This is a genomic window from Paenibacillus sp. An7, from assembly GCF_009870785.1.
Lineage (GTDB): Bacteria > Bacillota > Bacilli > Paenibacillales > Paenibacillaceae > Paenibacillus.
This window is the reverse complement of sequence record NZ_WTWX01000002.1, coordinates 1-24,899: the sequence shown is the minus strand read 5'-3', so window position 1 is coordinate 24,899 and position 24,899 is coordinate 1. Positions and strand designations below refer to the sequence as shown.

Annotated in this window: 18 protein-coding genes; 10 read left to right on the top strand and 8 right to left on the bottom strand. The window is 42.2% G+C overall.

Going from position 1 to position 24,899, the window contains the following annotated elements; genetic code table 11:
- Nucleotides 1-72: 72 nt before the first annotated feature.
- Nucleotides 73-1,713, bottom strand: a complete 1,641-nt coding sequence (locus tag GQY27_RS03040; protein WP_160032073.1) for a response regulator transcription factor — start codon at nt 1,711-1,713, stop codon at nt 73-75.
- 11 nt (nt 1,714-1,724) lie between these two features.
- Entirely contained in the window at nt 1,725-3,434 is a 1,710-nt protein-coding gene (locus GQY27_RS03035; protein WP_160032072.1) for a sensor histidine kinase, read from the bottom strand.
- Nucleotides 3,435-3,669: 235 nt separating this feature from the next.
- On the opposite strand from GQY27_RS03035, the gene GQY27_RS03030 reads away from it, so the two are divergent.
- The 4 genes from GQY27_RS03030 (at nt 3,670) to GQY27_RS03015 (ending at nt 10,757) form a co-directional block, all read left to right on the top strand.
- Complete coding sequence (locus GQY27_RS03030; protein ID WP_201450683.1) at nt 3,670-4,530, top strand: ABC transporter permease; 861 nt, start codon at nt 3,670-3,672, stop codon at nt 4,528-4,530.
- A gap of 18 nt (nt 4,531-4,548) precedes the next feature.
- Nucleotides 4,549-5,427, top strand: coding sequence for a carbohydrate ABC transporter permease (locus tag GQY27_RS03025; RefSeq protein WP_160032070.1), 879 nt, complete (start codon nt 4,549-4,551; stop codon nt 5,425-5,427).
- A gap of 32 nt (nt 5,428-5,459) precedes the next feature.
- Nucleotides 5,460-9,899, top strand: coding sequence for a carbohydrate binding domain-containing protein (locus GQY27_RS03020; protein WP_160032069.1), 4,440 nt, complete (start codon nt 5,460-5,462; stop codon nt 9,897-9,899).
- A gap of 219 nt (nt 9,900-10,118) precedes the next feature.
- Nucleotides 10,119-10,757 (top strand): hypothetical protein, encoded by a 639-nt coding sequence (locus GQY27_RS03015; RefSeq protein ID WP_160032068.1) that lies wholly within the window; start codon nt 10,119-10,121, stop codon nt 10,755-10,757.
- A 61-nt stretch (nt 10,758-10,818) separates the two neighbouring features.
- Here GQY27_RS03015 and GQY27_RS03010 read toward each other — a convergent pair whose 3' ends face one another.
- The 4 genes from GQY27_RS03010 to GQY27_RS02995 all read right to left on the bottom strand — a co-directional run bounded on the left by GQY27_RS03010 (nt 10,819) and on the right by GQY27_RS02995 (nt 15,963).
- Nucleotides 10,819-12,450 carry a type 2 periplasmic-binding domain-containing protein gene (locus tag GQY27_RS03010; RefSeq protein ID WP_160032067.1) on the bottom strand — a complete coding sequence of 544 codons (1,632 nt, stop codon included), beginning with the start codon at nt 12,448-12,450 and terminating at the stop codon, nt 10,819-10,821.
- A gap of 80 nt (nt 12,451-12,530) precedes the next feature.
- Nucleotides 12,531-13,400 carry a carbohydrate ABC transporter permease gene (locus GQY27_RS03005; RefSeq protein ID WP_160032066.1) on the bottom strand — a complete coding sequence of 290 codons (870 nt, stop codon included), beginning with the start codon at nt 13,398-13,400 and terminating at the stop codon, nt 12,531-12,533.
- A gap of 15 nt (nt 13,401-13,415) precedes the next feature.
- Entirely contained in the window at nt 13,416-14,372 is a 957-nt protein-coding gene (locus GQY27_RS03000; RefSeq protein ID WP_160032476.1) for an ABC transporter permease, read from the bottom strand.
- A gap of 394 nt (nt 14,373-14,766) precedes the next feature.
- Entirely contained in the window at nt 14,767-15,963 is a 1,197-nt protein-coding gene (locus GQY27_RS02995; protein WP_236570462.1) for a MalY/PatB family protein, read from the bottom strand.
- Nucleotides 15,964-16,064: 101 nt separating this feature from the next.
- Here GQY27_RS02995 and murG point away from each other — a divergent pair, with 101 nt between their 5' ends.
- From murG to GQY27_RS02975, 4 genes are read left to right on the top strand one after another with little or no spacing between them, the layout of a single operon-like run.
- Nucleotides 16,065-17,141, top strand: coding sequence for an undecaprenyldiphospho-muramoylpentapeptide beta-N-acetylglucosaminyltransferase (gene murG, locus GQY27_RS02990; RefSeq protein ID WP_160032065.1), 1,077 nt, complete (start codon nt 16,065-16,067; stop codon nt 17,139-17,141).
- Nucleotides 17,142-17,178: 37 nt separating this feature from the next.
- Entirely contained in the window at nt 17,179-17,724 is a 546-nt protein-coding gene (locus tag GQY27_RS02985; RefSeq protein WP_160032064.1) for a DinB family protein, read from the top strand.
- A gap of 15 nt (nt 17,725-17,739) precedes the next feature.
- Nucleotides 17,740-18,033, top strand: coding sequence for an antibiotic biosynthesis monooxygenase family protein (locus GQY27_RS02980; RefSeq protein ID WP_160032063.1), 294 nt, complete (start codon nt 17,740-17,742; stop codon nt 18,031-18,033).
- Nucleotides 18,034-18,087: 54 nt separating this feature from the next.
- On the top strand, nt 18,088-18,546 hold the full coding sequence (locus GQY27_RS02975; protein WP_160032062.1) for a GNAT family N-acetyltransferase: 459 nt from the start codon (nt 18,088-18,090) through the stop codon (nt 18,544-18,546).
- 206 nt (nt 18,547-18,752) lie between these two features.
- Here GQY27_RS02975 and GQY27_RS02970 read toward each other — a convergent pair whose 3' ends face one another.
- On the bottom strand, nt 18,753-19,838 hold the full coding sequence (locus tag GQY27_RS02970) for a Gfo/Idh/MocA family protein (protein ID WP_160032061.1): 1,086 nt from the start codon (nt 19,836-19,838) through the stop codon (nt 18,753-18,755).
- Nucleotides 19,839-20,551: 713 nt separating this feature from the next.
- Between GQY27_RS02970 and GQY27_RS02965 the strand changes: the two genes are divergently transcribed.
- Together GQY27_RS02965 and odhB are read left to right on the top strand one after the other, a co-directional pair.
- Nucleotides 20,552-23,443, top strand: a complete 2,892-nt coding sequence (locus tag GQY27_RS02965) for a 2-oxoglutarate dehydrogenase E1 component (protein ID WP_160032060.1) — start codon at nt 20,552-20,554, stop codon at nt 23,441-23,443.
- A gap of 6 nt (nt 23,444-23,449) precedes the next feature.
- Nucleotides 23,450-24,706 carry a 2-oxoglutarate dehydrogenase complex dihydrolipoyllysine-residue succinyltransferase gene (odhB, locus tag GQY27_RS02960; protein ID WP_160032059.1) on the top strand — a complete coding sequence of 419 codons (1,257 nt, stop codon included), beginning with the start codon at nt 23,450-23,452 and terminating at the stop codon, nt 24,704-24,706.
- A 95-nt stretch (nt 24,707-24,801) separates the two neighbouring features.
- On the opposite strand, the gene GQY27_RS02955 is transcribed toward odhB, so the two are convergent.
- Nucleotides 24,802-24,899, bottom strand: a 98-nt coding sequence (locus GQY27_RS02955) for an IS3 family transposase (RefSeq protein ID WP_160032058.1), incomplete at its 5' end; no start/stop codon positions are given.

The window sequence follows — 24,899 nt, the reverse complement described above, 5'->3', positions numbered from 1 at the left end:
AAAATCCGACAATGCCTTTTCGCATTTTAGATAACATAGATGTAACGTCTTAAATCTAATCTTGATTCTTCTTTAAACGGGCAGACTTTCCCGATATTCCTGTGGAGTAACATCATAAAATTTCTTAAAAACACGAATGAAGTAGGCAGTATTGTTGTAACCGACGAGCTCAGAGATTTCAAATATTTTGGCCGTTGAAGTTCGTAAATAATACGCAGCCTTCTCCATTCTTAATCGGTAGACATAGGCTGTAAGTGCTTCTCCCGTCTCTGATTTATAGACTTTGGACAAATAGACAGGATGCAAATGTACATGATCAGCAATCGCTGGCAGAGACACATCGGAAGCTAGATGAAGATCGACAAAACTTTGTACACTGCGAACGATGGTACTGTGATTGTCCTTCAGCTCTTGTTCAGCGTCATCACGGATGTAATGGAGTGTTCGGATAGACCAGTCCATTAATTGCTTTGTCGTCGAATAGCTAGGAGCTTGAAAGTAACGATAGGACTCTACTGGTAGAATGGAAGAGAGCTGTTTCCCATTTTTATGTATGATATAAGTAAATGCTCCGGCTAAAGCGTAGTACACTTCAATCGTTGACTCTGCGATATCGTGATATTCATTTGAATGCAGCAAATCCTCAAAGATCTGCTCGATCTTCAGTTCAGCATCTTGAAAACGTCCGGCTTCAAGCAGACTTATTAAAGTCGGCGGTTTATAAAGCGACCTGATCGTATAAAGAGAGGGCACATCTTTTTCGTCGGAAGCGGTTACGAACAAGCCTTGAACTTGTCCCATCCGCTTACGCATGGATATAACGGATCGCTCATAAATTTCACCGATCTCATTCGGAAACTCTCCCCAATGGGAGACAGAGATCGATATCGCTCCCTTTAAGTACGCCTGAACATTCGTTTGAATCTGGGCAGCATAATGTTCCAGCATCGTCTGAGGCGTCACGTGTTTATTCGAGGACAACTTACTAGGGTCCTTCAAACTCACCAGGACAACGATATAATCATGAACATCTCGGGTATGCCAGATATGAAAATGGTCTTGCACAACTTCATTAATGATGTTACAGATGGCATACTCCATGAGTGCAATATCGCTGCTACCCATCTCGGAAAAATGCTCTTCCATACGAATAATCAACATTGCTAAATCTTCTCCTATAGTATAGGGAAGTTCCAGCAGCTCGAGTTTATCTTGCAGCGTTTTTTGATCATAGGTTCTTCCAGTCAACAGCTCATGGAGCATCGTAGATTGCAATAGCGGCAGATTATCTTGAAACGCGTTAAGTGCTTTTTGATAAGATGCCGCGGTTTCCCATTTTACCTGAATTCTACTCACGAGACGTTGGACTGATTCAATCAGGTCTTCGTCACTTACAGGCTTGAGCAGATAATCAAAACTTTCCTGAGCCATCGCCTGTTTTGCATATTCGAAATCAGCATGACCTGACAGCAGAATAGTTTGTACATGGGGCCATCTTTTATGGATCTCTGTAATGAGTGCTATGCCAGATATTTCTGGCATACGAATATCGCTGATCACAATATCGATATCATGATTTTCCATAATTTCGAGTGCTAACTTTCCAGATAATGCCTCGTGGACAGTGCCAATTCCACAGCTTTCCCAAGGGATAGTTTCCGCCAACGTCTCGACCACTGAACGTTCATCATCTACTAATAAAATTTGCAGCATGGGTAGTTCACCTACTTGTTAGTATTGTCGTGCCATATGATATCAACTTTAACCCCGCCTAGTGAAGAATGGTTATAGGTTAGACCTGCTCCTTCACCGTAAAGAAAAGATAAACGCTGATGAACATTCCATGTGCCGCAGCCCATATTTTCATCCAGCGGTTTAAGGAGATCATATTTCATTTGCTCAAGCTGTTTGTCTGACATGCCAAGCCCGCTGTCTTCCACCGTAAGCGTATATACATCATCTTTGCAGTCCCCATATATTCTGATTTCCCCATTCTCTGCTTTCGGCTCGAGTCCATGAATGACAGCGTTCTCAATAATAGGCTGCAGGGTCAACCTAGGTACCGTTTTATCTAAAATAGCATGGGAAACGTCGATTGTAAAATGCATACGTTCAAGTCTAAGCGTCTGAATCTCAAGATAATTTTTCACCATGGCTAATTCTTCTCGTATGGTTGCCATGTCATTTTCTGATCTTGTTATGTACCGGTAGTATTCTCCTAAATTTAGCGCCATGGCCACAACCGCTTTTTCATTTTTCATTCTCGCCATATTTTTGATATAGAACAAGCAGTTATAGAGAAAATGCGGATTGATCTGTGATTGCAGCTGCTTCAGGGTTGCTTCGCGTCTTCTGAGTTTCTCCTCATACACATTCTCGATTAACTCCTGAATGCGCTGCGCCATGATGTTGAACCTCGCGAACAAGAGACTGAATTCGTTATGTCCATTTTGATTCAGCCGCACAGAAAAGTCACCGGCGGACAAGCGATTTGTTCCCTTCACCAGTTGAAGGAGAGGGACTTGAACACTGCGGAACAGCGTATACAGAACCAGGATACTCATCACGATTAAGACAGCGATAGAGGCATAAAACAGATTCCGGCTGATCGTAATCGGCTTTAAGATTTGCTGCATAGGAACATAGTCCACATAGTACCAACCGAGACTCTTGGACTCAATATAGGAGACGTAATATTCGGTTCCATCCAGTGTTGTTCTGAATCCGCCTCTAGCTTGCAGTTCTGCACTTTCTAGTGAAGGCAGGATGGATTTCAAGGTAGTCTTCTCCGTGCTGTTGCTAATTAAGCCGAAGTCAGGATGAAACATAAAAGGGTCGCCTTTGTTGTTTAACTTATTTTGATCAAGCAGCAATTTAAGATGGTGAACTGGAAAACTAATTTTGGTGATCAACTTGGCCTTACTAGGATTGCTCATCGCTGTCGTCGGATCGGTAGTATGCCAAATAAATTGATTGTCTTCATAAGTCCAGGTCTGCGAGAGTGGTTCTGCAAACTCATTCTTTCTGTAAGGTATATAAGCATAATAGTCTGTTGATATCACTTTTTCCATACGGGGGAAGTACAAGGTAATGGTCGAATGCCATTTGCTTGCTGCATTATACAGATTCATCTTCTCTAGAATGGCACTTCCAGCTTTGGCACGCTCATAGGGAATATCTTTGTAGTCGGGACGTTGATAATCCTGAATACTGGAATCTTGTCCAATCGACATCCCGTAAAGGGACAACTGATAGATGTTGGACTCAACGGATTCTGCAAAAGTCGATAGCTGATTCTTCGTGTTGTTCTGAATTTCATATTCAATGACTCTTACACTTTCTCTATTCGAGTAGGTATAGAGGAACAAAACTAGAATAAGCAGGATCACAACTAACAATGCAATTTTAGTAAAAACATTTAAGCGGTTAAGCAAAGCACTGCCTCCTCATCTCGTTAAAATATTCATATCATTCTTGCAATATTAGGATATAGATCGCAAAATCCCATTGTTATAATTTTACTATACAAGTTTGGGTTAACTTGTAAAACATAAATATTAGAACATGGGGGATGCAGGGGTGAAGGAACATACTTTAAAAACAACGCATAAACAGCGTTCTACCAGGGTGAGACAGCGCTGGAATTTTCAGCGGAACTGGCCATTGCATATGATGCTCATTCCAGCCGTATTACTTGCGCTGGTATTTCAGTACATACCAATGGGCGGTATTGTAATCGCTTTTCAAGATTACAAACCATACCTTGGATTTTCAGGATCTGAATGGGTAGGTTGGGACAACTTCAGATATCTGTTTTTATATCCTGACGTTGGACAAGTCGTCTGGAATACACTCTTTATCGCATTTTTCAAGATCGTGGCAGGGCTGATCGCTCCTTTGTTGTTTGCCATTTTATTAAATGAAGTACGACTGGTTGGCTTTAAAAGAGTGAGCCAGACACTGGTTTATCTGCCGCATTTTCTCTCTTGGGTTATACTCGGCGGGATTTTGCTTGACATCTTGTCTCCGCAAGGAGGAATTGTGAATCAGCTGATCGTAGCATTTGGAGGGAAACCGATCTTTTTCCTTGGAGATGGTACGTGGTTCCGGGTAACGCTGATCGTCAGTGATGTCTGGAAAGAATTTGGTTTTGGAACAATCGTCTTTCTTGCCTCTCTTGCAGGGATTAACCCGGCGCTTTACGAAGCGGCCGAAGTGGACGGGGCTAACCGGTTTAAGCAGACGCTGCACATTACGGTTCCGGCATTGATGCCGATCACAATTGTGCTTATGACGCTTTCCATTGGTAATATTCTCAATGCCGGTTTTGACCAAGTATTCAACTTGTACAATCCGCTTGTGTATGACAAAGGAGATATCATTGATACTTTCGTTTATCGACTCGGGATTTTGAACGGGAAGATGAGTTTTGCTACAGCGGTAGGATTATTCAAATCCGTGGTAGCTACTATTTTGATTGTGGTATCGTACAGACTTGCTTACAAACTAGCCAACTATAGAGTTTTTTAGAGAGAGGAGAAACGAAGCTTGTATTATAAAACAAAAGGATATCGAATATTCAGCATAGCCAACTACACGTTCCTTGGTATTTTATCGTTACTCTGTATTCTGCCAATCATTCACATATTAGCTGTTTCATTCAGCAGTATGGCGCCGGCTTCCTCCAATATGGTCACATTCTGGCCGATTGGTTTTACAACGGACGCCTACGTTAAAACATTCGGAAATTCAAACTTTATCAATTCCCTTTGGGTATCTGTCAATCGAACCATACTAGCTACAATCATTGGTATCGTCATCATGCTGATTACAGCGTTTCCTTTATCAAAGGAAGATACTAGTTTCAAAGGGCGCTCATTGTACACTTGGTTTTTTGTGTTCACCATTCTATTCAGCGGCGGACTTATTCCGAGCTACATTCTAGTACAAAAGCTTGGTTTGATGAATACAATCTGGGCACTTATTTTGCCAGGAGCTTTGTCCGTGTGGAATGTCATCCTCATGATGAACTTTTTTCGCGGATTACCAAAAGAACTGGAAGAAGCTGCTTATTTGGATGGAGCAGGACATCTCAAAACACTCGTTTTGGTTTATGTGCCGCTTTCACTTCCAGCCATCGCAACCTTGTCTTTGTTCACAATGGTAGCTCAGTGGAATTCTTGGTTCGATGGCATGATTTACATGTCTGACATTAAAGATTATCCACTTGCATCCTTGCTGCAAACCATCATTGTTCAGCAAGATCTCAGTAAAATCAATGTAGACCCATCTATGCTGGAGAATATCTCACAGCGTACTGTACGTGCAGCACAAATCTTCATCGGTGCGCTGCCGATCTTGCTTGTATATCCGTTTTTGCAACGCTTTTTTGTCAAAGGAATCGTCATTGGAGCGGTTAAAGGCTAAGCAACTAAAACTTGGTTAATGGAGGATATAGGATGAAAAAAGGATTGGCATGTATTGTTACGGGATGTTTAACAGCTTCACTCTTTTTCCCAACATTTTCTGGGGCAGAGGGTGTAGATAATCAGGTGAAAGGAGACTTGCAGGCGAAAAGCCTGCAAGCTTCTGTTCCCTACAAAGACCTGGGCAGTTCTTGGTCCCAGTCTGCAGTACTTCGTATGCAAAATATGGATTTATTACAAGGTTATGCAGATGGTACATTTAAGCCGAATCATGAGATTAACCGAGCTGAGTTTGTTATGATACTCGATCGTGTGTTTGGATTTACAGGCGGCACAGAAACTCATTCATTTACAGACGTTACCGCAGGGGATTGGTATTATGATGCGCTGACGAGAGCAAACGGGTCAGGAATTATCCAAGGAACCGATGTGGATCGTCTGTCTCCTAAACAACCGATAACTCGTGAGGAAGCTGCCGTAATGGTGGATCGTGCTTTTCAGCTTTCGAGCGGAGTGGAAGATGAAAAGGAACTATCAAAGTTTCATGATGCGAATGATATTTCCAACTACACTAAGAAAGCGCTTACCTTTCTAACGAGTAACCATATCATGAAAGGATATCAGGGAAAGCTAAATCCCAAGTTTCCTATCACACGTGCAGAGACGGCAAGTCTCCTGGCTGCGATGATCGCGGATATTAAAACCTCTCCAGGAACTTATGAATCTAGCGTAGGGGGAAATCTGATTGTTCGGTCTTCCGATGTTACACTCAAAAACACAATTATAAAAGGAAACTTACTGCTTACAGAAGGAATTGGGGAAGGGTCAGTAGTGCTTCAAGGGGTAACGGTTACGGGTAGCGTCATTGTTAAAGGCGGCGGCAGTCATTCCATAGACATCAGCGACTCCAAGCTGAATCGGATCGTGATTGACAAAAGCGGAGAGCCTGTAAGTGTAAAAATTAAAGAAGGCAGTAACGTACAAGAAATAACCGTTATGCAGAAAGCTAGTGTGGAACTTTCCTCAGACAGCTCGATCGATTCATTAACGGTCCTCACAAAAGCAAATCACACACAGATTAATTCTAAAGGGAAAATTAACAAACTGAAAGTCGATGCAGCAAATGTGGTTGTTAATGGCGAAACAGTAAAACCAGGATTTGTTACTTCTATTAAAGGAGAATCTACACAGCCTGTTCCCTCTCAGCCTGGTAATTCAACAACCGATTCGAGTACTTCTAGTCCATCTTCTCCAGGTGGACAAACACCATCCGTACCAGATAGCCCGTCAAATGAGAAGCCACCAACGACAATTCCTGATGAAGACTGGAAGCTTGTCTGGAATGACGAATTTAACGGACCTGTTATTGATGATACCAAGTGGACCGTACAGGACACGGGTCTAGTCTATAACAATGAGTTGCAATACTATAGTCCGAATAATACCCGCATTGTAAAAGATGAGGATCGAAGCGTTCTTCAAATTGAAGCAAAACGCGAAGAGAAAAGCGGTCAAAAATTCACTTCCGGTAAACTCATCTCCATGGGGAAAGGCGACTTCACATACGGTAAAGTTGTTGTACGTGCGAAGCTCCCTAAAGAACAAGGCATGTGGCCCGCTTTTTGGATGATGCCGACAGATGAAGCCCACTATGGAGGATGGCCTGCCTCTGGAGAGATCGACATTATGGAGCTCATTGGCGGCGAAGATAGCCACAACAAAATATACAGTACCTTGCATTATGACAGTGTGAAATCTGATGGGTCTCATGGACACGATCAGGGAAGCATCACACTTCCAGATGGAGAATCATTCGCTGATGATTATCATGATTTTCAAGTGGAATGGCTCCCGGGAATGATACGGTTTTCTGTTGATGGCAAGGTGCATCATGAAGTGACTAATTGGCAGACAAAGGCTCCAGGTCAGCCGGAATACTATACGTTTCCTGCCCCTTTTGACCGTCCATTCTACCTGATTCTGAATTTGGCGGTTGGAGGAGATTGGCCGGGATCACCTAATGATGACTTTACTTCAGAAGCGATGAACGTTGATTTTGTTCGCGTATATTCTTATGACAAATTAGACAAATGGCCTGATGTCACAACGAATCCAATTGAACCTGAAGCACAGCGTGAACCACAAAAGGGTGGCAACCAGATCTACAATGATCAATTCCTGGATGGTACTGAAACAAACGGTGTTCCGCAGAAGTGGCAGTTCATTACGAACGAAGGCGGATCAGGAAGTGTTAAGGTTGTAGAAGATAAGGAAAAAGGAAAAGCAGTACAGGTGACGATTGACAAAGAGGGGACTCAAAACTATTCAGTTCAGCTCACACAGATGCCGATCTATGTGAAGAAAAATAAAAAATACAAGATAGAGTTCGATGCGAAGGCGTCTGCTGATCGTACAATCTCTTCTAAGGTGACCCAATTTGAAAAAAGTTGGACAAATTACTCGGGGGATCACCCATTTGAGATTACGACAGAGTGGAAAACATACGACTATACGTTTGACATGCGAGATGGAACAGACAATAATGCCAGATTTGAATTTAATTTAGGATTGGATAATGATACCGTTCTGATCTCTAATGTTAAGCTGAGCGAGGTAGGAGAAGCAGATCCGCTGACTGTAGAGCGGAAGCCGCTGCCTGATGGCAATTACATCTTCAATGGAACATTTGATCAAGGCAAGAACCGTCTTGGGTTCTGGTCAAGCCATATTGCTGAAAATGCTGTAGCTGATATCAGCGTGAACAACTTCTTGAAATTCCCGATCATGGAACGTCAACTGGTTGTAGATGTGAAGAAAACGAATGGAGACTCTGAGCAGGTTGTGGTGACTCAAGGGGAGTTGAAGTTGGAGGCGAATACCACCTATGGTTATTCTTTTGAAGCCAAAGCAGATGCGCCGCACACGGTGAACATTGATCTGATTAGCAGTGGAGCAGATTCCAAACAAAGTCATCAGAGTCAGAGTATTCAGCTGGGTAAAGATTTGAAGACGTATACCGGGGAGATTCGTATTGGTGATATTGAGCCAGATACAACTTCCACGTTTAGACTGTTATTCGGCAGCTCTACAGGCAAAGTCTATGTGGACAATGTCCGTCTAACAAAACGTGGAAATCCTATTTCCGTTGATGGCTACGCACATATACCTGCAACGGAAGCCTGGTCCATGCAGGGCCTACAACTTGAAAATTCCGATGAAGGCGGTCAGCATATCAGTCACATGGAAGAAGGCGATCTTCTTCAGTACAAGATTAATGTAGCTGCTGACGCCGATTATGTAATATCGGCTCGAATGGCTAGTGCAAAAGATGATTCGAGTATCCGTTTCAGCGTCAAGGATGAAGAGGGCTCTACGGTTGTACAGTCTGTGTACGCTCTTGGGAACACGGGCAGTTGGCAGAAATACAATACAGTGTACTTTCCAGCTGTTTCTTTAAAAGCGGGCAAAAATTATTATGTAGACTTTGAAGGTAAGGATTATAATACCCGCTGGGTGGATATTTCGCAGAATAAGGTGAAAGATGGAAAGCTGGCATTAGCTGAGGGGAATTGGGAAAAGACTCCTGAAAAACTAGTAACTTCTGATGCCGATGGCGGAGGGGTGTTGATTCATTTACCCGGCACAAGTAAGAATTGGTGGGATGTATTACTGCAGCAACGACAGATAAAGCTGGATGAAGGAAAGACATACCGGCTCGCATTCGAGGCATCTGCATCCAGTCCGAAATCGGTACAAGCCGTCGTCTCACAAAATGAAGGCGATTATACAAAATATATGGAAGAAAAAATCGAGCTAACCGAAAGTACGCAACAATATGCGTATACATTTACGATGAATGGTGCTTCGGACCCCGCTGCTGTACTTGCATTTGGGTTAGGTGATCCGTCATCGATCGGGGATCATACTGTATCCATCCATAATGTATCGTTAATTGAGGTAAACCCAAGTGCCGATCAGGGTGGTCAGCCTGTTAACGTAAACCTGATTTCAAACGGCGACTTTTCCAAAGGAACCGATGGATGGTTTACTTATGTGAATGGGGATGCCAAGGAGCTTCAGATAAGTGCTGGTGATCAGAAGCTTCAAGCCAAAATTGGAACGGTTGGGCAGAACCCATGGGATCGTCAGGTTATTAACGAAGGGTTTGGCATTCAGCCAAATTCCAAGTACAAACTTACGTTTAAGGCGAAAACGGATAAGCCCAGAGTAATGAACATAGGCATCGGATGGGTCGATGCAGCATCCAACTACGAATGGCATGGATTCTTTGGGGATAAGGTGGATTTGACCACGGAGGAACAACTTTTTACCTTTACATTTAATACAAAAGAAAATGGCTATGGAAATACTAGAATTTCACTTGATATGGGTAATATTTCGGGTGCAGAAGATGGTAATACCATCATCACATTGTCTGATGTTAGTTTGTTTAATATGGGGTCTGCGGAGTAGACCGCTAAAGGTTTGTGCAGGGTTGGAATCGTATTAAGTTAGTTATAAATCTTAAACGGGTGAGGCACTATCTTCAGTAATGGAAGGTTACAAGTTACGAACTTGTGGCTGGAGACGGAGATGGTGCTTTTTACTTTTAAATCGATCCAATTAAATCACTATATTTTCCTGATTTCATATATAATGGTATAGATTATACAAGGAGGAGAGGTGCAGTTCTTGGAACATCATTTGATCTATGAAGAATCCTTTTGGGGACATGACGTTCGATTAAGACACATTACACAAGGTTCCAGTACGCTCGTGGTTTTCTTTCCTGGGCAAAATTATTCTTGTGAACTGCCTGTTCTGTACTACGCTGTTCAAAGCGCTACCTCTCAGGGCATGGATGCCCTGATCTTGGAGTACGGCTTTCAAAGTGCTCGTGTAGCACTGGAGAGAGAACAACGTTCCATCCTTGAAGAAGAAATATTACAGATGGTTAGACGCGGGAGTGAGGGGTATGAGCAGCTCATCTTTGTGAGTAAAAGTTTGGGGACCTTGCTTGCCGGGTACACGGCTAAACATCTCACAGATTACTCCATCCGCCACCTGTACCTAACACCGCTGGATAGTACACTCAAGTATATGGAGCATTCGAAAGGTATGGTGATCTACGGGGCTAAGGATTCTTTATTTAGCGAAGAAAGCAGGGCAAAGCTCGCCTCATGTTCTGAACTGAAGGTCCATCAAGTGCTGGAAGCAGGTCACGGCCTAGAAACATCGAATCCTAGAAAATCAGCTGAATTAACATCACAGCTAGTAGAAGAATACATTCGTTTTTTTACGTCAGCTAAAGAAGAAACGGTTTCATTATAAAATAAAAAAGAGAGTGAGCGAAGGGTTTTTCACCCTTTTGCCCACTCTCTTTCTTGTGGAATTAACGTGCTTGGTATCGTGTGTAAGCATCTTGATGGATCTTAATTACTTCTTCAATACCCATGCCTTTAATGGTCTCAACAAAGGTTTCGTAACTTGTAAGAGGTTCATCACCTAGAATAAATTTCGTAACCATTTCATCAACATAGGTGTTAACCTGACCCATAATTTGGGCTTCTTTTCTTGCTTCATCTTCTGTTTTACGCAGGTTAGGAAGAGCCATTGAATAATCTGCTTGCATCCATGAATTATTTGCTTCTTTTTGCTGATCAAATGTCATCAGTGCATCTAGATAACGCGTATCTTGGTTCATTGGTCCATCCATAATAGAAAGTGCATAACTAGCAAGTGCCTGGTCATAAGTCAGTCCATCCGGGTTTTTAAGAATCGTATCTGTAAATTCGATAGCGTCGCCATTACGAGTGTAACTTTCATTCTCAATACCGAAGTTAAAGAGATCATGTCCTTCCGGACTGTAGTTATAATCCATCCACTGGACAATGGCTTTCAGTTTGTCTTTGTCCGCAGAAGTAGTGATGGCTTCACCATAACTTAATACTTTGGTATCAAAACGGAAAGTACTTCTAGATACACCATTCTGATCTTTCGTCCAAGGAGCGCCAACAAGGTTAAAGTTAGGGTCTTTCTCAGCCATCATATTAAGGTATTTTGCCATACCGCTAAACACACCGCCATAGTAAGAACCAGCTTGGTTATTCGTAATTTTGTAGTCAAAAGCTTTTCCGTCATTGGTCATGACTTCTGGATCGATCAGACCTTCTTCATACCACTTTCTCATGGTAGTTAAAAATTCTTTGTAACCTGGTTGAATCGGACCATATTCAATGGTTTCTCCATTCAACTGAAAACCTGCAAGGACGCCAAAGGCAGGTGCAAAATCATTCAATTTACTCATGTTACCTGGACCCCAGTTAGCCGTAAAAGGAAGCTCATCTTTTTTACCGTTGCCATTCGGATCTTGTTCTCTAAATGCTTTTAGTACGGTATACCACTCGTCGATATTTGTAGGCGTTTTCAGATTTAGCTTATCAAGCCAATCTTGACGTAGAATCAAGCCTGTTGTCCCATTAAGTTTTACAGAATCTGTACGTAGATAAGGGAACATGAAGATCGTACCGTCATCGAGTGAAATTTGTTTCCGAACTTCTTCATCTTCTGCAATGATTTTCTTTAGATTTGGAGCATAAAGGTCGATATACTCATTAAGTTTTATAATGCGTCCGTCCGCTAGCAGTTTCTCCGGTCCGCCTGATACATCAGCCCAGTTGTAATAAATAATGTCAGGAAGCTGGTTACCTGTGACTAAAAGATTGAATTGATCTTTTTGTTGGCCGAGTGGAGGATGCGTGAAATTCACCTTAATTCCGGTGCGTTTTTCTTTCTCCTGGTAAGCTTTCACATCGCTGAATCCGTTGCCTGAAGCGATTTTCCCGTCATTTGCTCTCCAATAATTGATTGTCATTGGTTCATCTACAATCGGAAGAGAAATTTCGGTAATCGCCTGCTCGCCCTCCGCTGGCTTAGGGCCCTCCGCCTCTTTCGTTCCACTACATCCTGCAAGAAGCCCTGTTGTCATTACCAAACCAAGCATGATAGACATGACCCTCTTCATATAAACCCTCCTTAACAATCTATAGGATAAAGCTGTTACTTGCACCACGAATGATGTAAAGATGATGCAAGTACTTTGCTCTATTCTTTAATGGCTCCAATCAGTGCACCTTGAACAAAATAACGTTGGATAAAAGGATAGATCAGCAAAATTGGGAGTGTCGAAACAATGATGGTAGCATACTTGATGTTTTCTCCGATCGCAAACCCGGTGTCATTCGCTGAACCCATCGCTTCGGTACTGTTACTAAGCAAAATATCTCGAAGAATGATTTGAATCGGATATAGATCCTGAGATCTCAAGTACAAGAGAGGACCCATAAAATCGTTCCAATGATCCACAGCGTAATAAAGAGTCATTACGGCGATGATCGGCTTGGATAAAGGAACAACGATCTGAAACAGAATTCGAAAGTCATGAGCCCCATCGATTTTAGCAGACTCGATCAAGGGGAGCGGGATACTCATAAAATTCGTTCTCATAATGATAAAGTTAAATGTACTGATGGCTGTCGGCAGAATCATGGCAAGTCTCGTATCCAGCAGACCTAAATTCTGAATGAGCAAGAAGGTAGGAATCATCCCGCCTCCAAAAAACATAGTGAAGGTAATTAGTTTCATGAAGAAGCTGCGTCCGTATAAATCAGGTCTTGAAAGAGCATATGCAGCGAGTGTCGTCATTAATAGGTTAAGCGCAGTTCCTACAATAACATAAAACAAAGTGTTCATATAGCCACTGTAAATCTTGGGATTCTGAAATACTTTTGTATAAGCTTCTATGGAGAATCCTTCTGGGAGCAGCATAAGCGATCGACTTGCTAGAAGCTGCTGCGGATCAGATATAGAAGAGTTAAATATGTAGAGCATAGGATAAGCACAAAGTAACATTACGAGAAGCAGCAGAAAAATATTGATAACGTCAAATACATTTTCGCCAAAGGATTTTTTCATGTTGGGTTCACCTCTCTACCACAGACTGGTTTCATTTGCTTTTCTGCTAATGTAATTGGCACCAAGCAGTAAGGCGAAATTAATGACGGAGTTGAACAAACCAATTGCGGTAGAGTATGCCTGATCGCCTAGAAGCATCCCTTGTCTATATACAAAAGTAGAAATAACATCGGATGTCTCATACGTAGCAGCGGTTTGCATCAGTAAAATCTTCTGAAAATCTGCGTTCATAATACTGCCCATCCGCAAAATAAGCAGGATGATAACCGTTGGCATGATCCCCGGCAATGTAATATGTAATAATTGATTCCATCTGCCTGCGCCGTCCATCCTTGCAGCTTCATATTGCTCTGAGTTAATGCCGGCGAGTGCTGCGAGGAATAGAATGGAGGCCCATCCTGCACCTTGCCACACATTAGAGAGAATATACATAGGACGAAACATGTCTTTATCGGTAAAAAACATCATCGCCTCAAAACCGAAGAATCCTCGGATTATATTAAATAGTCCACCGTCTAACGATGAGAAGGTTTTTAGCATACCTACAACAACGACTACCGAAATAAAGTGAGGCAGGTAGCTGACCGTTTGTACGGCGCTTTTAAAGTATCGGTTACGCACCTCATTTAACAGAAGTGCAAGAATGATCGGCGCGGGAAATCCGATAACGAGACTTAACAAGCTAAGGATTAGGGTGTTACTCATGAGTCTCCAGAAATTATAGCTCTCGAAGAACATGGTGAAGTTATCAAAACCAATCCAGTTTCCGCCCATAATTCCTTTTGCGGGGCTGTAACTGCTTTGGAATGATAAGAGAATCCCATACATGGGTCCATAACAAAAGATCAGGTAATAAGCTAAAACAGGAACAAGCATTAAATAAATGTACTTATTACGGCGCCATTCTCTCTTGAAAAAATGCATGGCTCCTTTACTTTGAACCGTCTGTTTCACAGCCAAGGGATTATTCATTCCCATGGTTCTGATTCCTCCCCCTAAGGTACATATAATGAATCGGAAATAAACAATATCAAAATATCTGTGAACATCTGTGTTGTAAACAAAATACTACCGAATAAGCGCTTTCATTGTCAATATTTATTTTTAATGTATATTATTTGATTTTGATTGCCGTTTATTTAAATTAATTCATTATTAAAGTGGAATCTTTAATTAACAGTGTTTTATAGGTCTATTTCTTAACATTTTAGGTGGAGGGTTCTTGTATTGATCGTAAAAAATGATATATTCAGCACAAAAATAAAAAGAAACAAAATGTCTGAAATAAAGAAAAACAAACAAAAAAGAGTGGGAACTCGCCGTTAGACGGTTTCCCACCCTACATTATGGAGTACATGCTGATCTTTTATCGAGACTGTAAAGCAATTTTAAGCTTATTCATGGCTTCTTCCAGCAAGTGCCTTGAACATGCTACATTCATGCGCATAAATCCTTCACCATGTTCACCAAAGTCGGTGCCGCTGCTAAAGACGAGACCGGCTTCATGAAGCAGAAATTGATAGAGTTCTTTATGAGGGATTTGCAGATTACGAAAATCAATCCACAGCAAATAAGTTGATTCAGGCAGTTCCACTTTCAATTCCGGCAGATGCGTATGAATAAATTCGGTTACATATACCATATTTTCATGAATGTAATCCAGTGTCTCTATAAGCCAAGGTTCACCTTCGCGGTATGCTGCTTCCGTTGCTGCAATACCGAAGATGTTCATTGAAGAGAGTGCATTTTTTTCAATGATTTTCTTAAACTTTTCGCGCAGTTCTTCATTAGCGATGACGACATTTGACGTATGTAAACCAGCAATATTGAATGTTTTGCTTGCGGCAGTACAGATGACAGAATGCATTTTAGCTTCTTCAGATATCATAGCGTAAGGCGTATGCAGTCCTTCTTTGAATACGAGATCTGCGTGAATCTCATCGGAGATAACAATTAGGTCATGCTTAGCAGCAATCTCCATTACGTTGTCTAGTTCTTCTTTGGTCCATACACGTCCAATCGGATTATGAGGGCTGCATAATACGAGCATTTTAGCTTTTTCATGTTTTGCAACTTGTTCCAAATGAGCCAGATCCATTTTATAATGAAGCTCATCGTGAAGGAGAGGGTTTAACACCAGTTCTCGTCCATGGTTAGATGCTAACTTGTGAAAAGGTCCGTAAACAGGAGGCTGTATAATAATATGATCTCCAGGCTCAGTAAAGGCTTCTACTGCCATATTAAGGGCGGGGACGATACCTGGTGTATAAACAAGCCACTCGGGGCTTACATTCCAGCCATGGCGTTTTTGCATCCAGTCCGCAATGGACTGCTGAAATGAAGTATTAGGTGCAGCGTAGCCGAGTATTCCATGATCTGCTACATCACGTACTGCCTGCAGGACCGGCTCTGGTGCTGTAAAGTCCATGTCTGCAACCCAGAGGGGAATGGCTTCTTTTACCCCAAAAAGGGACTCCATTCCATCCCATTTCACAGAACGTGTTTCTCTGCGGTCAATCATGCGATGAAGCGGATGATCATGATTTGTCGTATTTTTATTCATTATTTAGTTTCCTCCAACACAATATATAGCATAGCAAGTAATAATGATTATTATCTAATAAAGTAGGTATGAACGCAATGAGACAGGAGTGGAGCATATAAATGGAACAACAAGCGATTGTTTTTACCGGGGGAGGATCAGCCGGACATGTAACCGTGAATTTGGCACTTATTCCTTATTTTCTGCAAAAGGGTGAAAAGGTACATTATATAGGTTCTAGAGATGGTATTGAAAAAGAACTTGTCCAGTCTCTAGAAGAGGTGAGTTATAAAGCAATAGCAACAGGGAAACTACGCCGGTACCTTAGTGTTAAGAATTTGAAAGATCCTTTTAGAGTGCTAAAAGGGGTGGGTGAAGCTTACCAGTACCTTGGAGATGTGAAACCCTCTATTGTATTTTCGAAAGGCGGATTTGTCTCTGTTCCCGTTGTTATGGCTGCATGGATGCGTAAAATCCCCGTTGTTATTCATGAATCGGATCTTACCCCGGGTCTCGCTAACCGAATTGCTCTGGCTTTTGCTACGAAGGTATGTACCACCTTTGAAGAAGCGGTAAAACATCTAAAAGGAAATAAGGCAATCCATGTAGGGGCTGTTGTTAGAGAAGAATTACGGCAAGGCGACAAGGAGCGAGCCAGAAGATGGCTTGGTTTTGAGCAAGAGAAGCCGGTACTGTTATTTATGGGTGGCAGCCTCGGTGCGAAGAAGATGAATGATACTTTGCGGGCTATAGCAACCCAGCTTACACAAAAATATCAGATTGTACATCTCTGCGGGAAAGGCCAAGTGGACTTAGAGATGGATTCGGTACAAGGCTACAAGGCATTTGAATATCTTCAGGATGAACTTCCCGATGTGCTTGCATTAGCGGATATGGTGATTTCAAGAGCAGGTTCGAATGCAATATTTGAATTCTTAACCTTACATAAACCGATGCTGCTGATCCCATTATCTGAGAAAGTAAGCCGTGGAGATCAGCTTTTGAATGCCAAATCCTTTGAAAAGTCTGGTTATGCTCATATCTTATGGGAAGAAGATCTAGCCGAAGATACCTTGCTTGAATCCATTCGTTTACTGGATGAGAATAAAGAAAAAATCAAAGCGCAGATGCTGGATTATGATCGACAAGACCCGATATCAGAAATCATCAAGATTATTGAAAATTCACGTTTGAAATAAGTTTTATTTTGTGGAAAAGCAGGGAATTTCTTGTATCTTGACGAATGAATTCAGAATTGATATCTATTCCAATCTATTTCTGCGAGGGGATGAAGACGAAGTGAATACACTGCAAAAAAATTCCTTGATTGTGTCTTTTCACGAATGGCATGACTGGTTCCACAAGTGGAGTATAGAGAAGAATACGCTTTGGGATACCCCGGTTGCAGTAGGGAAATGGACAGTTCGTGAGCTGGTTAGTCATATGATGCGCTGGGATCGTTATTTTTGGGAAGGTGCGATATCTCTGATCATTTCGGGAGAAGAGAAACAGCTGCAAATTCAGCATCTGGATTTTGATATATTTAATGAGGCGGCGCGTGAACATGCACATACGATCAGTATAGAAGAGTTAGTGCAAGAAACACTCCAATACCGGGAGCAGATTATCCGTGCGCTTCATGAGCTGCCTGCTGAGGATTGGACGAAAGAATATAAGGGACTTGATGGCGGACCTTTTACGGTACAAAGTTATGTTGAAGATTTTATTTGGCACGATCGCCATCATATGAAACAACTTGAAGATATGTCTAAACCTTTATAGCGAGGACGATGCACGATGATTCTGGAAAGTGCCATGCTGTATGTAACGAAAGGGAATGAATCTGCTTTTGAACAAGATTTTGCTAAGGCATCTACGATCATATCAAGCATGACAGGGTATATTCATCATGAATTGTACAAATGTATGGAAACAGATCATCAGTATCTCCTGTTAGTTCAATGGGAAACACTGGAGGATCACACGATTGGATTTCGAGGTTCGAAAGAATATCAGCAGTGGAAAGGGATTCTGCATCACTACTATGATCCTTTTCCAAAAGTAGAGCATTTCGTGCAGGTTAGTTTGTAAATAGTGAACTATAAAAGCATTTTCGCATTTCCGATGCATCAAGGGGGAACAGATATGGAATACACGATCCGGTCAATGGAGAAGGAAGATCTCGTACCTTATGATCTATTACTCCTCGCTGATCCATCGAAAGCTGTGATAGACGAATACCTTCCCCGCGGACAAATAAGCGTTGCCGTATCTCATGGAGCGATTATAGGAATTGTGGTGCTGCTGCATACCAGACCGCAAACGTATGAGATTGTAAATTTGGCAGTGAAAGAGGAGTATCAGGGTAAGGGCATAGGAAGAGCATTACTGCGCTGTGCATTTGATCATGCAAAGGATCAGGGAGCCTTGACTATTGAGATCGGTACTGGCAATTCAAGTCTGGATCAGCTCGGATTGTATCAAAGAGAAGGGTTCCGAATTACGGGAATTGACCGTGATTTTTTTATTAAACACTATCCTGACCCTATTATCGAAAATGGTATACCTTGTGTAGATATGCTGCGTCTATCCAAGGAGGTGTAGCCTATGATTCTTGAGATTTTAGTCATTACTTGTGCAGCTTATACTCCTATTATTTATAGTTTGATCAAAAGAATAAGGCGTCTCGAAGAACAGGTTAAAGAGTTGAAGCAGTGAGAAGATTGAATTATGAGAAATAAGCCATCGTAATCCTCAACAGGATAGATGGCTTTTTGTTTTTCTTATTGCTGTGATTTTTTATTGCTTTGCTATAAATCAGGAATTTCAATCGTCACTTCTTTTCTTGCTGCTGAGGAACGGAGAACTCCGTCAATGATCGCCTGATTATATAAAATTTGCTCACCCGGTATGGGAGCGGGTAACCGTTTTTGAATGGCATTAGCGTAGTCAAATATCTTTGCATGAAATAAATTGAGCTGATGATGTTGAATAGGAAGAGGACTTTCTGTATGATGACCAGCAATGTCGTGATACAGCGTCATACTGCCGATTCGGCCTTCCCAGCCTCCGCTCCAAGGACCGCTTCCTGCAGGAGTAACTTTTAAACCAGCATCCGTCCCAAGAAACATCGAGGGTCCGAGTGTATCCATATGCATAGCCCAGGAGATTTTGTAGCTTAGCAAAATATCGCCTTCTAATCGAACCATCGCCGCACCAAAGTCTTCTACGTTAAACATATTTGCTTCTGGGTGATATTTGGGGTTCGTGCCAAAATAATTGGAGGTATAGGCAGATACCGTAAGCGGCTTTGGATAACCTAGCGCATGGAGAACCATATCTAGAGAATAGCAGCCAATGTCTGCCATGGCTCCTGCGCCGGCAAGATCTTTTCTGATGAATGTACCCCCAGGCATACCGCGCCTACGGCCGCCGCCTGCTTCGACATAATATACCTTTCCAAGCTGTCCATCTTGAATCAGGCTGCGAATGGACTGCATATTTGGATCATATCTGTGTTGAAATCCGACAGTAAGCATCTTTCCCGTGCGTTTAGAGACCTCTACCATTTCAATCGCTTGATCGAGTGTTACTGACATCGGTTTCTCTACCATGACATGCTTTCCTGCATTCAGTGCATCAATAGTAATATTGTAATGGGAGAAGTTCGGTGTACAGATGCTGACACCATCGAGGTCCAGTTCCAGCAGATGTTGATGATCATCAAAGGCTTTTGCCATAGGCAGATTTGTTTGTTCTATGAATAAGGACGCTTTGCCTGAAATAATGTCCGCAACAGCTACAACCTCTACATAGTCAAGTTGTTTATAGGCATTTGCATGAGCTCTTGCAATACCTCCGCTTCCAATGATTCCGATTTTAATTGTACGTTCCAAGCATCATTCCTCCTTTGCCAAATCCATTGATTAATGAAATTACTCTTGCCTTATGGTTACCACAATATGCCGGAATGAAACCAATGATTTTATATATATTCTTGTTAACAAGAATATAATTCTACTCCGCAAATGAAGAGACTCTCCATCGTAAAAGCATTAGCTCAATTTCAACAGTTGGCTAAAAAGTATAAAATCCATTCAAATCGTGAAAAGTAGGGTACTATAGATATAGTAACTACCTTTTTAAAAGAGGAGATTTCCAAGACTTTTGTCTTCTTACTCGTTATTTGGTAGAATATATAATTGGTGTATTGAAACGTAAATAATGATTCATCTAATTAATGCATCAATTACCTTTAAAATTGGAAATGCTCTTCGCTTCAAATCTTTATAGAATAGAATCAGGAACCACAACCATCCTTTGGGATCGGTAGAATAATTAAATGAGGTGACCGCCTTGGGCTAACATGAGCATCAGTTTACATCTACTATATGAAATAAAGAAACTCACCTTTCTATTGTGAGTGCCCGTAATTCATGAATTATGTAGCTATGTAATGAAAGATGAGGATGACCAAAGAGCGATTCATTACTGAAGTTAATTCATATTCTCTTCATATTAACGATTTATAATATGTTTTTAATTAATCAGATTTTTATATGGTATTCCGTCCTGGAACAATCCAAAATAATTGACGGAGGGAACATTTATGGCTAACGAAGATGGCAATATGCAAAGCCCTTGGAAAGCTTATTACGGACCTAATATGGGTTATGTTCAAGAACAATATGATATTTATATAGTAAATCCGGATTTGGTAGATGCTGAATACCGTTTACTCTTTGAGCAATGGGGACCTCCTCCTGTAGAGGAAAAAACAAGTAATAATGAGACAGGGAGTACGGTTGCTTCCGGTGTAGCTGATATCCACCTTTTAAGGAAAGCGGTTACAATAGGTGAATTAGTACAAAATATACGAAGATTCGGTCATTTAAAAGCAGATATTGATCCTCTTGGAATCAGTGAAAATACAGATACAGATCTTCTATCTCCTGGGCATTTCGGTCTCAGCGAGCAGGATTTAAGATCATTGCCTGCCTCTATTGTGTGGGAGAATGCAGATCAGACTACCCAAACAGCTCTAGATGCTGTCACGCGTCTAAATGAATTATATACTGGGCCGATCGCTTTTGAGTTCACGCATATTCAGGACGAAGAAGAACGAAAGTGGCTTAATGAATATATCGAGTCGGGCAAATTACAAGAGGAACTTAAGGAAGAAGAACGAAAAGGACTTTTAAAACGTTTGGTAGAAGTTGAACAGTTTGAACAATTTTTGCACAGGACATTCGTTGGACAAAAATGGTTTTCTATTGAAGGCAATGACATGCTTGTCCCTATGCTTGATACTTTTATTGATACGATGACGGATGCAGGTTCAAGTCATATTCTAATGGGGATGGCTCATAGGGGTAGACTTAATGTGCTTGCTCATATTCTTGGTAAGCCTTATGGCAAAATCTTCTCCAAGTTCCATCAAGCGATCAACAAGGATCTTGTTCCTTCGGAATCATCTTCCGGTGTGAACTATGGCTGGACGGGTGACGTAAAATATCATTTAGGTGCTACACGCACGCTTAAAAAAGCGGATAACATTCAGGCCAAAATCACTCTTGCAAATAATCCGAGTCACCTCGAGTACGTGAACCCTGTCGTTCAAGGTTTCGCTCGTGCTGCGCAAGAAGATCGAAGCGAGTCAGGTTATCCTAAACAGGACGTATCTAAAGCCGCAACGATTCTAATGCATGGTGACGCTGCTTTCCCTGGTGAGGGTATCGTAGCTGAAACTTTGAATTTTAAAGCACTGAAGGGGTACCAGAATGGCGGAACACTTCATGTTATCGTAAATAATCGAGTAGGTTTTACAACGAACAGCGATGACTCACGGTCTACGCTTTATTCTAGCGATTTGGCAAAAGGTTATGAAATTCCGATTGTCCACGTTAATGCGGATCATCCTGAAGCATGTGTTGCTGCGATGAGACTTGCATCAGCGTACCGAAACCGCTATAAGAAAGACTTTTTAATAGATCTGATTGGTTATCGCCGTTATGGTCATAATGAGACCGATGATCCGGAAACGACACAACCTACTGTGTATGCAAAAGTGAAAAAGCATGCGCTAGTTACTGAATTGTACGCTGAGTATCTTAGCCAAAAGGGAATTTCATCCGATCTTCTGGCTGAGTATCGTACAGAAGCGCAGCGTGTTCTGAAACAGGCTTACGAGGAAGTAAAACAAGGAACGGTAAGTCATGAAGAAGTTCATAATAAAGTGGATGCGGGCAGTAAACGTCTGGATCGACCAGAACGAATGACGAATATGCCGACTGGGGTACCGTTAGAAAAACTTCGTGAGATCAATTCAGAATTACTGAAATGGCCGGAAGGATTCAAGGTGTATCCGAAGCTGCAGAGAATTTTACAACGTCGTCAGAATGCTCTGGATGAGGGAGAAAAGGTAGACTGGAGTTTGGCTGAAACATTGGCCTTTGCTTCGATCCTTGCGGATGGTAAACCGATTCGAATGACGGGGCAAGATGCACAGCGTGCAACCTTTGCCCATCGTAACCTGGTTCTACATGATACGGAGACAGGCAAAGAGTACAACATGCTGCATCGTCTGCCGCAAGCTAAAGCGTCATTTGCTCTTCATAATAGTCCTTTATCAGAAGAATCTGTTCTTGGATTTGAGTATGGATATAATGTTTTCTCTCCAGAGACGCTTGTCATCTGGGAAGCGCAATTCGGTGATTTTGCTAACTGTGCTCAAGTTGTCTTTGATCAGTTTATATCTTCTGGCCGTTCGAAATGGTCTCAGAATTCGAGTTTGGTTATGCTTTTACCTCACGCAAGTGAAGGACAGGGACCTGAACATACAAGTGCAAGATTAGAACGTTTCCTGCAGATGAGTGCGGATGATAACTGGATTGTTGCCAATCTCTCAAGCAGTGCGCAATACTTCCACTTACTTCGTCGCCAAGCTGCTTTGACGGAAACCGAAGACGCAAGGCCGCTCGTACTCATGTCACCGAAGAGCCTGATTCGTAACCCTAGAGTAGCATCGCCAGCTAAGCTGCTTAGCGAAGGCAGTTTCCAGGCAGTACTCGAACAACCTAACCTCGGTATACAGTCAGAGGGAGTGGAACGTGTATTGTTATGCAGCGGCAAGATAGCTATTGATCTAGAAGAGGCTATTGATAAAGATAAGGAAAAAGACTGGTCCTGGCTTCATATTATCCGTGTAGAACAGCTGTATCCATTCCCTGAACAGGAGATTAAACGGATACTGGCTAGATTCCGCAATCTGAAAGAACTCGTATGGACTCAGGAAGAACCTAAAAATATGGGAGCCTGGAACTATATGGAACCCAAACTGCGCGGTCTTGCACCAGAAGGTGTTAAAGTGGAGTATGCGGGACGTACCGAGCATTCAAGCCCAGCTACGGGATTCCAGCACGTTCATATTCAAGAACAACAACAAATTATCGCTAAAGTATTGAAACAAAATTCGAAGAAAAACATACCACTGGGGAGGTAGCTTGCTGTGAGCGAAATTAAAGTACCGGCTATGGGGGAATCCATCACGGAAGGGACAATATCCAGATGGGTCGTTAAAGAAGGAGACTCTGTAAATCAAGGGGATGTACTTCTAGAAGTTGAAACCGATAAAGTAAATATCGAGATTAGTGCGGAAGAGAGCGGTGTAATCACCAGCATCTTGCATCAAGAAGGAGATACGGTGCAAATCGGGGAAGCAATTGCACTGCTTGAAGCAGGCGCAGGCGCTAAGGAATCTGCAGCAGCTTCAGCTCCGGCTCCTGCAGCTCCGGCTCCTGCAGCGTCGCCAGAACCAGCTCCTGAACAAAGCAAGCAAAAGGAGGATGCTGCTGAGAGCGGAAGCCCTAAAGCTTCTCCATCTGCACGCAAGCTTGCCCGTGAACGTGGTATCGATCTTGATCAAGTACAGAGCCGCGATCCTATTGGACGTATCTACCAGGAAGATGTGAAAACTCATGGTTCGGTGCAAACGGCTCCTACTGCAGCACCTAGTAAGCCGGCAAGTGCTCCTTCTGCTCCAAAAGAACAAGCAAGCTTCACTAAGCCAGTAGAACGTCAGAGAATGTCTCGCCGCCGCGCAACCATTGCGAAGCGTCTGGTAGAGGCACAACAAACTGCGGCTATGCTAACTACATTTAATGAAGTTGATATGACTGCCATCTTGGACGTTCGTAAACGTCGTAAAGATAAATTCAAAGAAAAACATGATGTAGGTCTTGGCTTTATGTCATTCTTTACGAAAGCAGTTGTAGGGGCGCTTAAACAATTCCCAACAGTTAACGCGGAGATTGACGGCGACGATATTATTCTTAAAAAATACTATGATATCGGTATAGCTGTATCTGCTAAAGAAGGACTTGTTGTTCCGGTTGTCCGCGATGCTGACCGTCTGAGCTTTGCTGAGATTGAACGCAACATTGGAGAACTTGCATCTAAAGCGCGTTCGAATACCTTGTCTCTAAATGAACTGCAAGGCGGAACATTTACCATCACAAATGGCGGAGTATTTGGTTCACTCTTATCTACTCCAATCCTGAATGCTCCGCAAGTGGGAATCTTGGGTATGCATAAGATTCAGGTCCGCCCTGTAGCTATTGATGATGAACGTATGGAGAATCGCCCAATGATGTATATTGCTCTATCTTATGATCATCGTATTATTGACGGCAGTGAAGCAGTTCGCTTCTTGGTAACGGTGAAGGAATTGTTAGAGGACCCAGAATCACTGCTGCTTGAAGGATAAGAAAGCGGAATATTGAATAATAAGAAGAACAGATACGCGCATCTTGAACTGAACCCTATTAAGTAGACAGTTTTAAAAAAAGGATGTGCCGCTATTTAAGCGGCAATGAGATGGCTTCGGTATGCTGCCGGAGTCATTTTTTTTAATGTCCATTGCTTTCTTGTATTGTTATAGTGGTCCATATAATCATCAA

Excerpts from the sequence above, each read along its gene's own strand:
- GQY27_RS03000 (WP_160032476.1), bottom strand. The coding sequence starts at position 14,372 with ATGAATAATCCCTTGGCTGTGAAACAGACGGTTCAAAGTAAAGGAGCC.
- GQY27_RS02980 (WP_160032063.1), top strand. The coding sequence starts at position 17,740 with ATGATTCTGGAAAGTGCCATGCTGTATGTAACGAAAGGGAATGAATCT.
- GQY27_RS03040 (WP_160032073.1), bottom strand. The coding sequence starts at position 1,713 with ATGCTGCAAATTTTATTAGTAGATGATGAACGTTCAGTGGTCGAGACG.
- GQY27_RS02965 (WP_160032060.1), top strand. The coding sequence starts at position 20,552 with ATGGCTAACGAAGATGGCAATATGCAAAGCCCTTGGAAAGCTTATTAC.
- GQY27_RS03030 (WP_201450683.1), top strand. The coding sequence starts at position 3,670 with ATGATGCTCATTCCAGCCGTATTACTTGCGCTGGTATTTCAGTACATA.
- GQY27_RS03010 (WP_160032067.1), bottom strand. The coding sequence starts at position 12,450 with ATGAAGAGGGTCATGTCTATCATGCTTGGTTTGGTAATGACAACAGGG.
- GQY27_RS03005 (WP_160032066.1), bottom strand. The coding sequence starts at position 13,400 with ATGAAAAAATCCTTTGGCGAAAATGTATTTGACGTTATCAATATTTTT.
- GQY27_RS02975 (WP_160032062.1), top strand. The coding sequence starts at position 18,088 with ATGGAATACACGATCCGGTCAATGGAGAAGGAAGATCTCGTACCTTAT.
- GQY27_RS03020 (WP_160032069.1), top strand. The coding sequence starts at position 5,460 with ATGAAAAAAGGATTGGCATGTATTGTTACGGGATGTTTAACAGCTTCA.
- murG (WP_160032065.1), top strand. The coding sequence starts at position 16,065 with ATGGAACAACAAGCGATTGTTTTTACCGGGGGAGGATCAGCCGGACAT.
- GQY27_RS02995 (WP_236570462.1), bottom strand. The coding sequence starts at position 15,963 with ATGAATAAAAATACGACAAATCATGATCATCCGCTTCATCGCATGATT.